The sequence below is a fragment of the Nocardia colli genome (genome assembly GCF_008704205.1).
Classification (GTDB): domain Bacteria; phylum Actinomycetota; class Actinomycetes; order Mycobacteriales; family Mycobacteriaceae; genus Nocardia; species Nocardia colli.
In genome coordinates this window covers 31541-46398 of record NZ_VXLC01000003.1, presented here as the reverse complement: position 1 = coordinate 46398, position 14858 = coordinate 31541, and the positions used below count along the sequence as shown (strand labels likewise).

Annotated in this window: 15 protein-coding genes; 7 read left to right on the top strand and 8 right to left on the bottom strand. The window is 67.0% G+C overall.

What is annotated here, in order from left to right; genetic code table 11:
* Positions 1–241 precede the first annotated feature (241 nt).
* Positions 242–1069, top strand: coding sequence for a hypothetical protein (locus tag F3087_RS07235; RefSeq protein WP_150401075.1), 828 nt, complete (start codon positions 242–244; stop codon positions 1067–1069).
* Complete coding sequence (locus tag F3087_RS45845; protein WP_191093827.1) at positions 1066–1212, top strand: hypothetical protein; 147 nt, start codon at positions 1066–1068, stop codon at positions 1210–1212. Before F3087_RS07235 ends, F3087_RS45845 begins: the two co-directional genes overlap by 4 nt.
* Positions 1213–1223: 11 nt before the next feature.
* Here F3087_RS45845 and F3087_RS07230 read toward each other — a convergent pair whose 3' ends face one another.
* Positions 1224–1898, bottom strand: a complete 675-nt coding sequence (locus F3087_RS07230; RefSeq protein WP_150401074.1) for a TetR/AcrR family transcriptional regulator — start codon at positions 1896–1898, stop codon at positions 1224–1226.
* A gap of 156 nt (positions 1899–2054) precedes the next feature.
* On the opposite strand from F3087_RS07230, the gene F3087_RS07225 reads away from it, so the two are divergent.
* A complete protein-coding gene (locus F3087_RS07225) occupies positions 2055–3200 on the top strand; it encodes an acyl-CoA dehydrogenase family protein (protein ID WP_150401073.1) in 1146 nt (381 codons plus the stop codon).
* Between the two features lie 38 nt (positions 3201–3238).
* Here the strand turns inward: F3087_RS07225 and F3087_RS07220 are convergent, their stop codons facing one another.
* The 7 genes from F3087_RS07220 to F3087_RS07190 form a co-directional block, all read right to left on the bottom strand.
* Positions 3239–3649, bottom strand: coding sequence for a cupin domain-containing protein (locus tag F3087_RS07220; protein ID WP_150401072.1), 411 nt, complete (start codon positions 3647–3649; stop codon positions 3239–3241).
* Positions 3650–3691: 42 nt separating this feature from the next.
* The gene (locus F3087_RS07215) at positions 3692–4522 is read right to left on the bottom strand and encodes a phosphoenolpyruvate hydrolase family protein (RefSeq protein WP_150401071.1); all 831 of its coding nucleotides are present in this window, start codon (positions 4520–4522) and stop codon (positions 3692–3694) included.
* Positions 4519–5739 carry a Tm-1-like ATP-binding domain-containing protein gene (locus tag F3087_RS07210; protein ID WP_150401870.1) on the bottom strand — a complete coding sequence of 407 codons (1221 nt, stop codon included), beginning with the start codon at positions 5737–5739 and terminating at the stop codon, positions 4519–4521. The genes F3087_RS07215 and F3087_RS07210 overlap by 4 nt, the downstream gene beginning before the upstream one ends.
* 118 nt (positions 5740–5857) lie before the next feature.
* Complete coding sequence (locus F3087_RS07205) at positions 5858–7087, bottom strand: vWA domain-containing protein (protein WP_150401070.1); 1230 nt, start codon at positions 7085–7087, stop codon at positions 5858–5860.
* Positions 7084–8325 carry an AAA family ATPase gene (locus F3087_RS07200; RefSeq protein WP_150401069.1) on the bottom strand — a complete coding sequence of 414 codons (1242 nt, stop codon included), beginning with the start codon at positions 8323–8325 and terminating at the stop codon, positions 7084–7086. Before F3087_RS07200 ends, F3087_RS07205 begins: the two co-directional genes overlap by 4 nt.
* Before the next feature lie 53 nt (positions 8326–8378).
* The gene (locus F3087_RS07195) at positions 8379–9716 is read right to left on the bottom strand and encodes a hypothetical protein (protein WP_223884897.1); all 1338 of its coding nucleotides are present in this window, start codon (positions 9714–9716) and stop codon (positions 8379–8381) included.
* A 103-nt stretch (positions 9717–9819) separates the two neighbouring features.
* Complete coding sequence (locus tag F3087_RS07190) at positions 9820–11313, bottom strand: sensor histidine kinase (protein WP_150401068.1); 1494 nt, start codon at positions 11311–11313, stop codon at positions 9820–9822.
* A gap of 132 nt (positions 11314–11445) precedes the next feature.
* Here F3087_RS07190 and F3087_RS07185 point away from each other — a divergent pair, with 132 nt between their 5' ends.
* The 4 genes from F3087_RS07185 (at position 11446) to F3087_RS07170 (ending at position 14737) form a co-directional block, all read left to right on the top strand.
* Positions 11446–12378 carry a hypothetical protein gene (locus tag F3087_RS07185; RefSeq protein ID WP_150401067.1) on the top strand — a complete coding sequence of 311 codons (933 nt, stop codon included), beginning with the start codon at positions 11446–11448 and terminating at the stop codon, positions 12376–12378.
* A gap of 14 nt (positions 12379–12392) precedes the next feature.
* Positions 12393–13151 (top strand): hypothetical protein, encoded by a 759-nt coding sequence (locus F3087_RS07180; protein ID WP_150401066.1) that lies wholly within the window; start codon positions 12393–12395, stop codon positions 13149–13151.
* An 11-nt stretch (positions 13152–13162) separates the two neighbouring features.
* Complete coding sequence (locus F3087_RS07175; RefSeq protein WP_150401065.1) at positions 13163–13906, top strand: hypothetical protein; 744 nt, start codon at positions 13163–13165, stop codon at positions 13904–13906.
* Between the two features lie 267 nt (positions 13907–14173).
* A complete protein-coding gene (locus F3087_RS07170; RefSeq protein WP_150401064.1) occupies positions 14174–14737 on the top strand; it encodes a hypothetical protein in 564 nt (187 codons plus the stop codon).
* Positions 14738–14858 lie beyond the last annotated feature (121 nt).

Genomic DNA, 14858 nt, shown 5'->3' with positions numbered 1-14858 from the left:
CCACCACCAACAAGGAGACGCCGAACTCCCCTGCACCCCAGGGGAGTTCGCTCCCAAAACCCCTCCGTTTTGGCACACCGTGCAACATTGCATCCCTTGCACACTTGCAGCCCAAGCCATTCCAAAGGCGCGCCGACGACACGCTGTGCAGATCAGCCACAGTGCGAAGCCGTCCCAGATCCACTCAAACTCCCTGCACAACAACGTTTTATCGACACCATCACACCCCTAAACTGTCCCGGTGACAGTGGCAGTGTGGGTCAAAGTGTTCGACGGCATCGTCCTCTCCACCGACTCGGCGACAACGCTCGCACACCCAGTGGGCGAGCAGGTCTACAACAACGCCGACAAGATCTTCAACCTGCACAGAGCTCTACCCGTCGCGGCCATGACCTGGGGTCTGGGCCACATCGGGCCGGCAAGCATCTCGACGTTGTCCAAAACCCTTCGCCTGCGGCTCATGGGACGAGACCCTGGCTACGTCACCTGGAAAATCGACATCAACGACTACACAGTCGAACAGATCGCCCTCAAAGCAGCCGAGCTGTTCGCGACTGCTGCCGGCGAGGCCGCTCTGTCGGAACTACCCGGCGAGATGGGCTATCTCGTGGCGGGCTACTCCGCAGGCTCGGATCAGGCCGAAGCGTGGCTGTTGAAGTTCCATGGCACAACACTGCATCCAACACCGACAATCGAGCTGGACACCAACGAGACCGGCTTCCGCGCCTACGCCAAACCAGCCGCGGTCGAACGATTGTTCAACGGCTACGACGCTCGCCTCGAAGCCGCCTTGAAGAGCAAGATCGACGAGTCTTCGCATCCTGAGATCGCCAAGATCCTCTCTACCCAGGCGGTAGACCCGGTACCAGCGGGAATGCCACTGCCCGATGCGATTGCGCTGGCCCGGTTCATGGTGGAAATCACGGCCGGCTTCGCTCGATTCAAGCTCGGGCCCGATACAGTGGGAGGACCGGTCGAGGTAGCTTCCATCAACCTGCACGAAGGCTTTCGATGGATCGCCCGAAAGCACTACTTCACCGCTGAGCTCAATCAAGGAGAGCCGTCATGACGATCCACCTCAAGCGCGGCACTGGTGAGCAGCAGGCTGCCTCGACGGAGTCACGCGGATCGGTCTTTCAATCCGGCGGGCAGACCAAGCAGATGCCTGCGCGGCCGAAGGTCACTCCCAGTCAGCCGAAGACCAGCAAGTAGAACGTCCGCAATCACCCGTTGTCAGGAAGGGTTGCGTGGACGTCCAGTTGGATGCCGAGGCTGCGGAGGCGGTGGTCGAGGAGTAGCCAGGCTTCGGTGGTCAGTTGGTCTACCAGGTCGGGTTGGCTCATTTCGCGGTGGACGAGCCACCAGCGGACCGAGGCGTCGATGAGGCCGAGCAGGGCGACGACGAGGCGGTCGGCGGCCAGTGGATCGGCGCCGAACTCGGGGATGTATCTTGTTGCGGCGGCAGAGATCTCGGAGGCGAAGGCGCTGCCGCCGATTCTGGGTTCGTCGTTGCCGCGGCGGTAGTTTCGTCCGAGCAGGAAGATGTACAGGTTCGGATGTTCGCTGGCCCATCCGACGTGTTCGGCGATCGGGGCCCGGATGATGGCGTGCGGGGAACCCTCGATCTCGAGCGCGGCCCGGATCTGCCGGGTGAGGTCGTCGTGCGCCCTGCGGGCGACGGCCAGATCGAGTTCTTCCTTGCTAGCGAAATGCCGGTAGACGTGGCTGCGCGCCAACCCGGCTCGATCCGCGATCTGACCGGTCAACGCCTCGGGCCCGTGCTCTTCGATGGCCGCGATGGCCGCGTCCACGATGGTTCGGCGACGCTCGTCCCGGCCCGGGGCGCGACTGGTCGAGCGCCGCGCGGCGGCGGTATCGGTCCAGCGTCGTTGCTCCACGGGGCTCACGCTATCGGACGTTCAGCCAGCCCATACCAAATCGTGTCTTGTCCGCGCGGCCGAGTTGGTACACACTGTTCCCGCCGGGTACATGCTGTACCCGCGAACCCTGGTTACATATATTTGCCAGTGGTGCGCCGAACCAAAGGAGCTTCGATGGCCGCCTACCGGTCGAGTTGGATGAACGACGATCTGGACGCGCTGCGTGACCTGGCCCGCGCCTTCTTCCAGAAGGAGGTCACCCCGAACATCGACAAGTTCATCGACCAGCATCACGTCGACCGCGACCTGTGGAACAAGGCGGGCGAGCTCGGCCTGCTGTGCCTGTCCATCCCGGAGGAGTACGGCGGCGGTGGCGGCACGTTCGCGCACGAGGCGGTGCTGATCGAGGAGCAGGCCAGGGCGCTGGACACGGCGTGGGGCGCGAGCCTGCACAACGGCATCGTCGCGCACTACCTGCTCGCCTACGGCACCGAGGAGCAGAAGCAGCAGTGGCTGCCGAAGATGGCCAGCGGCGAGGTGGTCGGCGCGATCGCGATGACCGAGCCGGGCACCGGCTCCGACCTGCAGAACATCAAGACCAAGGCGGTCCGCGACGGCGACGAGTACGTGGTCAACGGATCCAAGACGTTCATCACCAACGGCGCGCAGGCCGACCTCATCATCGTGGTGGTCAAGACCGACACCACGCAGGGCGCCGCCGGCGTCAGCCTGGTGCTGGTCGAGGCCGATCGGGCCGGATTCCGGCGCGGCCGGGTGCTGGACAAGATCGGGCAGAAGGGTCAGGACACCTCCGAGCTGTTCTTCGAGGACGTCCGCGTCCCGGTGGCGAACCTGCTCGGCACCGAGGAGGGCCAGGGCTTCGTCCAGCTGATGCAGCAGCTCCCGCAGGAGCGCCTGATCATCGCGGTCGGCGCGGTGGCGGGCATGGAGACCGCGCTGGAGCACACGCTGCGCTACACCAAGGCGCGAGAGGCGTTCGGCCGCACCATCTTCCAGTTCCAGAACACCAAGTTCAAGCTGGCCGAGGTGGCCACCGAGGCGAAGATCGCCCGCGTCTTCACCGACGACTGCATCGCCAAACACATTGTCGGCGAACTGGATATCGCCACGGTCGCGATGGCCAAGTGGTGGACCACCGACCGCGCGATGTCGGTGGCCAGCGAATGCCTGCAGCTGCACGGCGGATACGGCTACATGACCGAGTACCCGATCTCGCGCCTGTGGGTGGACAACCGGGTGCAGATGATCTACGCGGGCACCAACGAGATCATGAAGGAAATCATCGCCCGCACCCTCTGACGGATACCGGCCTGCGCGGCAGTCTTATCCGCGCAGGCCTAGCCGTCTTGTTTCCACGTCGGGAACTCCCCCGGCGCCAGCTCGACGAAGTCCGGCAGCCCACGCAGCGCGGCCTCGGCGCCGCCGGGCGTGTACGTCGCCACCAGGCGCAGCGGCCGCCAGCCGGTGTTGAAGGTGGAATGCAGAGTGCCGCGCGGAATCCACACCGCGTCACCGGCCTTGATGGCGAATTCGCCACTGTCACCGACAGTTTGACGCCCCTCACCGTCGACAACGTAGAGAATCTCGTCGGACTCGGGATGCTCGTGGCGATCGTGCCCCTTGTTCGGGTTGATCACCACCTCACCGAGCGTCGACGACGCACCGTCGATGGTGTCGGGCGAGACGTGCCATTTGATCGATCCCCAGTCGAAAACCATGGTGGCAACGGTGTTCGGATCGCGGTACATAGGACTCTCCTTCGAAAGATGAAGCTGCGCGGGATGTTCCACTCAGGACTGGTTGGGCGGGACCTCCTTGAACGCCCGGAGCTGGTCGGAGATGGCCCGTTCGGTGGGCAGCCGCTCCATCGACGAGGCGCCGAAGAACCCCGCGACACCGTGCGTGCGCTCGAGCACGTAGCGCACGTCGGCGGGTTCGGCGATCGGTCCGCCGTGACACAGCACGATGATGCCGGGATCGACCGCCGCGGCCGCGTCCCGCATCTCCTGCACCCGCTGCACCGCCTGGTCGAGGGTGATCGCCGTGGTCGCGCCGATGCTCCCCTTCGTCGTCAGCCCCATGTGCGGCACGATGATGTCCGCACCGGCCTGCGCCATCGCGGTCGCCTGCTCCGTGTCGAACACGTAGGGCGCGGTGAGCAATTCGCGCTCCGAAGCCAGCTGGATCATCTCGATCTCCAGATCGAACCCCATCCCGGTCTCTTCGAGATTCGCGCGGAACACACCGTCGATCAGCCCGACGGTGGGAAAGTTCTGCACGCCGGCGAACCCGATCGCGCGGATCTCGTCGAGAAACCGCGGCATCTGCCGGAACGGGTCGGTGCCGCACACACCGGCGAGCACCGGAGTCTGCTTGACGACGGGCAGCACCTCGGCGGCCATCTCGACCACGATCGCGTTGGCGTCGCCGTAGGGCAGCAGGCCGGCGAGCGAGCCGCGCCCGGCCATCCGGAATCGCCCCGAGTTGTAGATGATGATGAGGTCGGCCCCGCCCGCCTCCGCGGACTTGGCCGACAGTCCGGTCCCCGCGCCGGCGCCGATGATGGGACGACCGGCCTCGAGCTGACCACGAAACCCGGCCAGAGCCTGTACACGATTCACGTTGCGCTCCTGATGAGTCGGTGCAAATGCTCGGCGGCCGCCGTCGCGAACGCCGTGTTGTTTATGTCCTGATCGCTGTCGATCACCTCGACGTGGGTTCTGTCCACCGCAGCGAGCACCGCGTCGATGCATGCCGTGTCCGCCGCACGGTCCCAGAACGGTCCGCCGTCTACGTCCACCGCGGACAGTCCGCCGCGCGGAACGAACAGTGCGGTGGGTCCCGTTGCCGCTGCGAGCTTTTGGCCGAGCACCGCGCCGATCCTGGCCGCTTCCACGGCATTCGTCCGCATCAACGTGACTGTCTCGTTGTGCACGAGCAACTGTCGTTCGCCGAACCGCTCCGGCACGGTATCGCGCGGCCCGAAGTTCACCATGTCCAACGCGCCGAGGCTGACGACCTGCGGGATGCCCGCCTTCGCGGCCGCGGTCAGTCGATCCGGCCCGGCGGACAACACGCCACCGACGATCTCGTCGGCGAGCTCGGTGGTGGTGAGGTCGAGGACGCCGGCGAAATGTCCGTCGGCGACCAGGTTTTCCATGCTGCGGCCGCCGGAACCGGTGGCGTGGAATACCAGAACCTCGTACCCCAGTTCCGTCAATCGGCTTCGAGCCGCGTCCACCGCGGGTGTGGTCACGCCGAACATCGATGCGGCGACAAGCGGCTTGTCCTGGGCCGCATCATGACTCGACCGTCTCCGCTCGTACCCGCCGGCCATCCCCGCTATCGCGGCGGCGGCGTTACCCAGAACCTGACGAGAGATCGAATTGATCCCCGCCACATCGACAACGCTGTACATCAGCGTCACGTCCGCAGTCCCGACGTAAGGCGAGACGTCCCCGCCCGCCATGGTCGAGACCAGCAGCTTCGGCAGGCCGACGGGCAACGCCTGCATGACCTTCGCGGCGATCGAGGAACCCCCGCTCCCGCCGAGCGCGAGCACCCCGCTGAGCCGTCCCCGCGCGTGCAGATCCAACGCGACGGCGCGCGCACCGGCCGCCATCGCGTCGAGGGCCGCGCCGCGGTCACGCCGCTGTCTGAGCTCGGCGAGATCCGCACCCGCCGCGGCAGCAACAGTCGACGCGTCGACGTCCGCGGTGAGGGACGGGCTGCCCAGCACACCGACGTCGACGAGAACGACGTCCACGCCACCCTCGATGATCAAGTCACGGACGTACGCGTACTCCTCTGCTTTGGTGTCGAGGGTTCCCAGCAACATGACGGCCACGCGACGTCCTCCTATCGATCCGCTTCCGACGTCCCCTCCTAATCTGTCCCAGATCACCCGTCCGCGCGGGCCGATTGCGGGATAAGCGTTGGCCGACAAGGTGTTCCCACTACCCGATCTCGACCACCCTGGCCCATTCCGGCGGCGAGTCCGGCACGTAATCCGGATTGTCTTCGCTCCACGAGTCGTCCGACCGACGGAACAGACCCACCACCGTCCGGCAGGCGGGCTGCCGGACGGGCCATGGTGTCTGGCCATCGGTGAGCACGACGAGCACATCCGGGCCGGGCCGAGTCCGCAGCGCCTTCGCGAACCCGGCGCGCAGATCCGTGCCGCCGCCGCCCATCAGCGATATCCCCTCGGCCCGGCACAGCGGATACACCACCCCGGCCGCCGCGTCGCACGACAGCACGCTGACCAGGTCGCGCCGCCCGCCGACCGCACGACTGATCGCGGCCACTTCGAGCAACGCGGAGCCAAGTTCGGTGTCACTGACCGACCCGGAGGTATCGATGAGCACCGTGACCCGCGGTGGCGTGCGCCGCAGGCTCGGCAACACGACACCGGGCACCCCGGCCGAGCGCCGAGCCGGACGCCCATAGGTGTAGTCCTCGCCGACGCCGGGGCTGGCGACCGCCGACCGCAGGGCCGCGCCCAGCAGATCACGCCACGGCTGTGGCGGATGGAAGGTCTCCTTCGCCCAGCGCTTCCAGCCTTGCGACGCGTTCCCCGGACGCCCGATGATGCCCTGCGCCACCAGGAATCGGACCGCGTCGCGTTCCTGCTCGCTGAGACCGTCCGCACCGTCCGGCCCCAGATCCCACTCGCGGTCCAACCCGTCTGCGCCGCTGCCACAGTCGAGCCAGGCCATGGCGTCCGTGCGCGGACCGAGCCGGAACTGGCGCAGGTAGTCCTCCATGAGTTCGCCCGCGTCCAAGCCCAAGGTCGATGGCAGGACAGCGCCTTCGGGCCGGACCAGTCCGTGTCCGAACGCGTCGTCGTTGATTTCGCAGTCCGCGGCGATGTTCATCCGCAGACGTTCCGCCGGGCCGGTCAGTTCGTGCTGTTTGGCGAATCGGTCGCTGCGACCGTGATGGTCGCGCAGCAGGTGCGACACCTCGTGCACCCACACCGAGGCCAGGTCCTCCACTGGCATCCGGTCCACGAAGGCCGGTGAGACGTAGCACCGCCAGTAGCGATCGACGGCCATCGTCGGCACGCGGCGCGACTCGACGACGGCCAGGGCGAACAGGGCCGTCGCCAGATAGGGCCGGGCGCGGGCGGCGAGCAGCCGGGCCGCGAAGAGCTTGTCGCGGTCCAGCGTTCCCGGCGTAGTCATCGGCCCGCCTGCACGCTGACGCGGGTGGCGGCCTGATCCGCCTCGCGGGACACCGATACCACCCCGGCGAGTTCCTCAATGACCGCGGGAACATCCCAGTCGCCTTGCCGCAGCGTCGCGAGAGTCGTTGCGGGAACGACGATCAGATCCGGAGCGCCGGATTCGAGCGCTTTGACGAGGAGTGCCCAGGCCGCGTCCCAGCGCGGCCGCTCCGGGCGTTTCCGGACTGCCGCCACGACTCCGTCGAGCACCGCCTGGCGCAGATCGCCGCGTTCGGGCAGGACGGCGCCGGCCGGGTCGGCGAGCAGTTCCTCCGGGTCCGGCAGGTCCATCCGGTCCAGGCTCGCCAGCAGTTCGAAGCCCGGCCCGTCACCCACGGTTCCCCGAATCAGCAGGGAAAGCACGTCGCGCGAAGAGCCAGCCGCCGTGGCGAAAGCGACGAGCCACAACGTCATCTCCCAGCTTCGGGGCGACGGCCACGGACCACCCCGGCGCGCTTCGCTGGTCGGGATCTGATGCACGAGAACGGGTCGAGCGGCGAGCAGGACGCACACCGCGCGCCGCGCGAAAGCCACTGCCTCAGTGAGCCTTTCCGGCGCCAGCCGAGGCAGCGTCGCGTGCGGCCAGGTTCCGCCGAGTCCGCGCACGACGACATCGTGCTCGTGCGTCCACTGGAGGTGCACGAACCGGTTGGCCAGCGGCGGGCTCAGTTCCCAGCCGTCGGCCGCCGAGGAGCGCGGGTTGGCCGCCGCGACGATCCGTACGTCGGGCGGCAGTTGCAGGGTGCCGATTCGGCGTTCGAGGACCAGACGGAGCAGCGCGGCCTGCACAGCGGGCGGTGCGGTGGAGAGTTCGTCCAGGAACAGCAGTCCGCGACCGACACGGACGAGTTGCACGGCCCAGTCCGGCGGCGCCATCGGGACGCCCTGTACCGCCGGATCGTCGCCGATGATGGGCAGGCCGGAAAAGTCTGATGGCTCATGGACACTCGCGATCACAGTGGTCAGCGGGAGGTCCAGGTCGGCCGCGAGTTGGGTGAGGGCGGCGGTCTTTCCGATGCCGGGCTCGCCCCACAGGAGAACGGGTAGGTCGGCGGCGACGGCCAGCGCGAGGGCCTCCAGTTGGTTGTTGGGGCGTGGTTCGGTGGTTACCTCGCGCAGCATGGTCAGCAGTTGGCCGGCGACATCGAGTTGCGCGAGCGGAGCGGGGTCAGCGGGCGCGCGGACAGCAGTAAGCATGTGTGATCACCTTTGGGGGTCGACAGAGTTCGAGTAGACGAAGAGTCGTCGGGTCAGTGCGCGGTGCGCGGGTGTGCGCGGTAGTGGCCGGGACGGACCTGACTCGGCTGGGAAGGGCACTTCGCGCCTGCAACCGAAAGACCCGCTTTGAACAGCCCGTACGTGATGCGGCGGTGCACGGCGGCCTCTAGTTCGTCGAGCAACGGTCCATGACGGAGGGACGCGTCAGAGCCGAGCAGCCCGGTCACGACGGCCAGCGCGCCCGCGGTATCACCGTGGTCCAGTCGTTCCCGGACGCCGGTGAGATCGTCCGGGCGACGGTGTATGGCGTCGATGGCCTGTAAGCAGGGCAGCGGCGCGCCGGTCAGCGCGACCAGCAGTTCCTCCCGGCGGAGTTCGTCCCGGTCGTGATCGAGCGCGGCCAAAACACCGTCTACGAGGGCGATTCGGTGTTGTTCGCCTCTGCACTCGACGATGCGCGGCCGCCCTGGCGGGTCCTGGATCCGGGGTGCATCGCCCGGCGAGTGGCCGGGTACCAAGGCCGACGCGACCAGCGGATGCAATTGGTCGGCCGCCATCGCCCCGGAACGGAGCAATTCCAGATCAGGCAGCACCCACGTCGCCGCATCGGGCAGGACCGGTAGGGCGGTGACACGACCGGCCGGGTATTCCGAAGCGATCCGCAGCCCGGGGCCGTCACGGTCCAGAACCAACCGTTGCCTGGCCCGGAACCGCACGACGAACGTGCTGGTCGGCAATCCCTCAGCGCGGCAGAGGATCTCGCCCTCATCCGCCCAGCGCTCGATGGCACAGACCGCCGGCGCCACGGCGAGCAACCCGGGGTCAAGTAGCGGTCGATGATCCGCGGCCCCGGACCGTACCCGCAGTTCATCCGTCCTGCGCGCATCCCACAGGTGGCGATGCAGATCCAGGCGGAAGCGCCGGTCGGGTCGAGGGTGTGGATGCAGGCCGTTCGCGGATCCGTCCCACAGCGCGAGGCTGATCCGTTGACCGGCATCCGCCCAGGCCGGCGCGGTACGCACCACCAGATGCATCGGCCGCGGGCCGCCGTATCTCGCCAGGGTGATGGTCAGCCCTGGCCGCAGCAGTCCGTCCGGCGCGACCCGCGGCATATGCCAGCGCAGCAGGTCAGGGGCTAGATAGCGAAGGTCGGACCGGATTCGGGAGGCGAGCTCGGACCCGTGTTTGCGCGCCACGGATCGCAGATCGAAATCCACATCGAAACCTGCTGCGGCGCAGGCGCCTGCCCAGTCCCCCACGCGACGGCGGGCGGTAGCGGTCCGGATCATGTCGGGCGGCACGGCGAATTCGCGCACGCGCGGCCAGAAGGAAAAGCGGGAGTGATCTCCATTCGTGCAGTCAGTGCGCATCAGCACTCACCTTGCACGAATGGGACCCCCAATCTTTGAACAGAATGAGTAGTCATCGTTTCGATCATAGAGGCACTCCCGGATCGCGGCCAACCGGGGCAGGTCAGGTCAGCTGACAGTCGCTCTGGGGCAGCACATTCGTGCCCGGCAGCATGACGCGCATCAGTGCGCCACCGCGATCGGAGGTTTCGACCGTGATGGTGCCGCCGTGTCGGGCCACGACTTGTTTGACGATCGCCAGTCCGAGCCCCGATCCGGGCATGGACCGTGCGGCAGTGCTCCGATAGAAGCGCTCGAACACCAGCTCGCGCTCGGCGGGCGGGATTCCGGGCCCGGCGTCGTGCACCGCGAGTTCCATTAAGCCGGTGCCGGTTTCGCGCATCGATACGGCCACCTCCGCGCCTTCGGGACTCCACTTGGCGGCGTTGTCGAGCACATTCAGTATCGCCCGCTCCATGTCTGCCTCGTGCCCGTAGAGGAACCACGGACGGAGCTCCGCGACGAACTTGATGCCCGTGCGGCGTCGGCGTGCGCGTTCCAGGGCACGCTCGGCGACGTCGCTGATATCGACCTGCTCGTAGGCCTCCGCGGCGACGTCCTCCCGCGCCAGATCCACCAAATCGCTGACCAGCGTGGACATTTCCTCGATCTGCGCCAGCACGTCCGTGCGCAACTCGACCATGTCCTCCTCCGGAATCGCGGGGGCGCCGGGATGATACGAGGCGATCAGCAGTTCCATGTTCGTGCGCAACGAGGTCAGCGGTGTACGTAGTTCATGCCCGGCGTCGGCGACCAGACGGCGTTGGCGCGCACGCGATTCCGCCAACGCCAGCAGCATGGTGTTGAAACTCTCGGTCAGCCTGCCGAGTTCGTCGTCACCGGTGACCGGGATCGGTTTCAGCTCGCCGGTCCGCGCGATCCGCTCGGTCGCGGAGGTCAATCGCGCGACCGGACGCAGCCCGGTCCGGCCGACGGCAGCTCCGGCGGCGGCAGCCAAAACCACACCGCTGCCGCCGATTACGAACATCAGCAGCGCCAGCCGATCGAGCACGCCCTGAGTCGGCCGCAACGACTGCCAGATCACCAGCGTCGTACCCGTTTTCATGCGCTGGGCCAGAACCCGCCGATTGTCGCTGGTGCGCAACGAGAACTCGGCCGCACCGTGCGCCACCGCCGACTCCACCTCACCGATCGGCACCCGCACCTCCCGCGGCAACGCGACCCATTCGTCAGTCCCCGGGTATTGCAGCGCGATCGACACATCACTCGAGTACAAGCTCCCCAAGGTCAGCACGAACCGAAAGTCCAACGCATCCAGATCACTATCGATCATCCCCGTGGCCCGCGCCTGCAACTGCTTGTCCACGTCCGCATACAAGGCCCGCGACACCATCGCGTACGCCGCGATCGCCGCCAACGCGACCGCGACCGCCACCACCGACGCCGCCAGCAACGTCACCCGCCACCGCAACGTCACCGAACTCGTCCCCGCCACCTGCCGCAGTTCCCGCGCACCCACCCCCGGCGAAACCCCCGCAACCACCGCCCGCCGCGACCCCGCCGACCCGTTCCCCCCACGAACCACCTGAATGCGCATGCCTACAAATCTGACCGCACCGACTGAGAGGCGACTGAGAGCGCACCGCAGTTCGGTCAGCGAACCGGACGATCGACGCCGCCTCGTTGCCCGTGTCAGGCTCGGCGACAGCAACGCGACAGAGGGGCGGACATGAGCAATCCCAACGGCGACACCACGGTGGTCGGAGTGAACAATTCACCCGCCCCGGGCGGCAACGGCGGCTGGTTCGAAAGCGCCGAGGGCGAAGGGGTCCGGGGCTGGTCGAAGAACCCGAACCACGGCGGCGTGGTGGGCGTCAACACCGGCGGCGGCAACGGCGGATACTTCGAAAGCGCTGACGGCGAAGCGGTTCGAGGGATATCCAAGAACCCCAACCACGGCGCGGTCGTCGGCACCAATATCGGCGGCGGCAACGCCGTCTACGGCCTCAGCGACAACGCGAACAGCATCGTCGGCGAAAGTCAGGGTGCGGGCGCCGGAGTCGTAGGGCTCAACAATTCGTCGCCCGGCGGCAACGGCGGCTGGTTCGAAAGCGCTGGGGGCGAAGGTGTTCGAGGCTGGTCCAAGAACCCGAATCATGGCGGTGTCGTCGGCGTGAACAGCGGCGGCGGCGACGCGGGCTACTTCGACGGACACGTGAACGTCACTGGAAACCTCACCGTCCGCGGCGACATCTTCCTCACCGGCGCCGACTACGCCGAGGCCTTGACCACCACCGACCCCGCAGTCGAACCGGGAGTGGTCGTCGTCGTCGGCGAGGACGGCGAAATTCACCCGTGCGACCGTGAATACGACACCGCGGTGGCCGGCATTGTGTCCGGGGCGGGTGGCGTGCGGCCGGCCATCGTGCTCGACCGCCACGACAACAGCGCGCATGTCGCGCTGATGGGCAAGGTGTGGTGCGCCGCCGATGCGGACGCGGCGCCCATCCGCCCCGGCGACCTACTGACGACCTCGGCGACCACCGGCCACTGCCGTCGCGTCACCGAGCCGGAACGCGCCTTCGGTGCGGTGATCGGCAAGGCGCTGACGCCACTCACCGGCGGCCGCGGCTTTGTCCGCGTTCTCGTCAGTACACGCTGAAACCCGTTGCGGCCATGGGTATCTACACGTTCACGCTGGAACAGTTCCATATCGACAACACGCGTTCGCGCAACGACGACACCGATACCGTGCAGTTCGGTTTCGCCGCCGGGCGGCGGTCGTTCGGCTCACAGTCCCATGACGCGGGCGATGTCGACAACGGCGATCACGTTGTCGGTCTGAGCTTTTCGTCGGTCGTGCTGGCCGACGCGGCCACACCCGCGGTCATCAACTACCAGATATACAACGGCAACACCGGACATTTCGAGGGCGGCCTGGCGGCGATCAGTGATCGGCTCTCCGGCAAGGCGCTCGACTTCTTCGTCGACGCGGCGCAGCCCGGAAACCAAGTCACCGAACTCAACTATCTCGATGTCGGCCAGACCACGCCGGACAACTTCGACGCCGCGGACTTCAACGATGCGTCCTGGTTCGACTTCGTCCGGCTGATCCGCATCGGCAGCTTCTTCTTCCCCGACTGCGACGGTTTTGTCGCGGTCGGCACCGTCGGCATGAACAAACTGGGCTGGGACCGTGCGATCGACGCCGCGGGCGGCGCGACCTTCCGGAAAACGATCCGCTACCCAGGTTCGGATTCGAATGCCGGCTGCGGCAGCAACTCCGACTACACCGTCACCTGGTCGGTGACCAGGCAACGCGCGAACGGGCCGAGCCTGCGCGGGTTCCTGCGCGAGCACGGCCTCGGCGCGCCCGCGGGCTTACGCGCGCTGGGTCCCGATGCGCGAATGAGCGTCCGACAACTGATGACTTAAGGGGGACTGCAATGGGGGTTTATCGATGCACGCTGGAGCAGTTCCATATCGACAACACCCGCTCACGCCACGAAGACACTGACACGGTGCAGTTCGGCCTCCGGGCCGGGGATCGGTCGTTCGGATCGCGATCGTTCGACGCGGGCGACGTCAACAACGGTGACCACGGCGTCGGGCTGACGTTCACCACCGTCATCGCCGACCCGGCGACACCCGTCGCGTTCAGCTATCAGATCTACAACGGCGAACTCGACGAACTGCCGAAAGACCTGGCCGCCACCAACGATCAGTCGATCACCGCGGCAATCGACGCCATGCGCCGATCCGCCGCCGAGCCCGATGGCGCAGTCGAATACCCCGCGGGCAGCGGGCTCGATGGCAGCGGAATCGGCTTCCTCGATTTCTCTTGGCTCAACGTGATCAAAGACATCTACCGTCTAGGTCAATTCCTGTTTCCCAATTGCGACGGCTTCGTCGCCGCCGGAACCGTCGGGAAGAACAAGACGGCCTGGGACCGAGCAATCGACGTCGCAGGCGGGACCACCTACCGTCAAACCATCCGCTACCCCGGCTACGATTCGCGCGCCGGCTGCGGCAGCAATTCCGACTACACCGTCACCTGGTCGATAACCCGCAGCCGGGCCAACGGTCCGAGCCTGCGAAACTTCCTCCGCGAGAACAACCTCACCCTCGCCCCCGGATTACGCTCGCTCACACCCGGCGAACCCCTCACTCTCCGCCATCTCATGCATTAAGAGCGCTACCCCGCGCGGGTGCCGTCCCCTCCGTCCGCCGATGTTTCCGATGCCCCGTGGATCATACGAACCGTGGCGGTAGGGTCTTCACCGCCGGTGGGACCGACTGTTACGGGGAGGATTGCGATGCGGCTTGCGTTGAACAGGGCGGTTGGGGTGCGGTCGACTCGGCGGGGGGAGGTTTGGAGGATCGCTGATGTCGGGCGGCGGGGACGGCATAGCGAGAAGCCGGCAGTTGGTGTCGGTGCCGTTTATGTGGAGCGGGAGATGGCGCCGGACGGGTTCGCGGAGTATCGGGCGGCGCGGAAGGAGGGTGGGCGGGCGTTTGTCGTGTGGGGTGATCCTGATCGGCGGCGGGTGGTTGCGCGGGTGGTGACGCAGAGTGCGGCGCGGCGGGGTGCCGCGGTTTACGAAGTACGCGGTGCGGCAGGGGAATTGGTGGGGACGGTGGTTCGGGAGCCGGGGCCTCGGGGTGGGCGGATGCGGACTCGATGGACCGTGACGCCGGCCGGTGCGCAACCTCTGGTCGGGTACAAGGGACAGCTCGGCTGGTGGATCGTGTGGTGGTTGTTGTTTCCGATTCAGCTGGTTCTCGGCTTGGTGATGATTGCCGCGGTCGTTCTCGGCGGTGGCGACGGCGATCTCGCTCGTCCGCCGCGTCGAATTCGGTGGCGGGACAACGCCACCGGTGAAGTAGTGCTCGACTATCAGGACGATCTGCTGGAAGTGGCTGACGGGCGGCGGGATCCGCGGCTGGTGTTCGCGCTCGTCGCGCTGCTCGGCACCTACCCTGGCGTGCTGGAGACCGCCTGGGACAAGCAGGACCGCTGAACATCCGGCAGTGGTTCCGGTGCCAGTGGAATTGGGGCGGTGGAACACGTAACGGGTGTCGGTAGGCTCGGAACTGCTTCTGTCCCTTGGGGATAGATCGGTCGCTTCGCGTACAGCTGCG

Bases quoted from the DNA above. Each gene is read 5' to 3' on its own strand.
- F3087_RS07180 (WP_150401066.1), top strand. From the start codon at position 12,393: ATGGGTATCTACACGTTCACGCTGGAACAGTTCCATATCGACAACACG.
- F3087_RS07225 (WP_150401073.1), top strand. From the start codon at position 2,055: ATGGCCGCCTACCGGTCGAGTTGGATGAACGACGATCTGGACGCGCTG.
- F3087_RS07190 (WP_150401068.1), bottom strand. From the start codon at position 11,313: ATGCGCATTCAGGTGGTTCGTGGGGGGAACGGGTCGGCGGGGTCGCGG.
- F3087_RS07220 (WP_150401072.1), bottom strand. From the start codon at position 3,649: ATGTACCGCGATCCGAACACCGTTGCCACCATGGTTTTCGACTGGGGA.
- F3087_RS07170 (WP_150401064.1), top strand. From the start codon at position 14,174: ATGGCGCCGGACGGGTTCGCGGAGTATCGGGCGGCGCGGAAGGAGGGT.
- F3087_RS07210 (WP_150401870.1), bottom strand. From the start codon at position 5,739: ATGTTGCTGGGAACCCTCGACACCAAAGCAGAGGAGTACGCGTACGTC.
- F3087_RS07185 (WP_150401067.1), top strand. From the start codon at position 11,446: ATGAGCAATCCCAACGGCGACACCACGGTGGTCGGAGTGAACAATTCA.
- F3087_RS07175 (WP_150401065.1), top strand. From the start codon at position 13,163: ATGGGGGTTTATCGATGCACGCTGGAGCAGTTCCATATCGACAACACC.
- F3087_RS07205 (WP_150401070.1), bottom strand. From the start codon at position 7,087: ATGACTACGCCGGGAACGCTGGACCGCGACAAGCTCTTCGCGGCCCGG.
- F3087_RS45845 (WP_191093827.1), top strand. From the start codon at position 1,066: ATGACGATCCACCTCAAGCGCGGCACTGGTGAGCAGCAGGCTGCCTCG.
- F3087_RS07195 (WP_223884897.1), bottom strand. From the start codon at position 9,716: ATGCGCACTGACTGCACGAATGGAGATCACTCCCGCTTTTCCTTCTGG.
- F3087_RS07200 (WP_150401069.1), bottom strand. From the start codon at position 8,325: ATGCTTACTGCTGTCCGCGCGCCCGCTGACCCCGCTCCGCTCGCGCAA.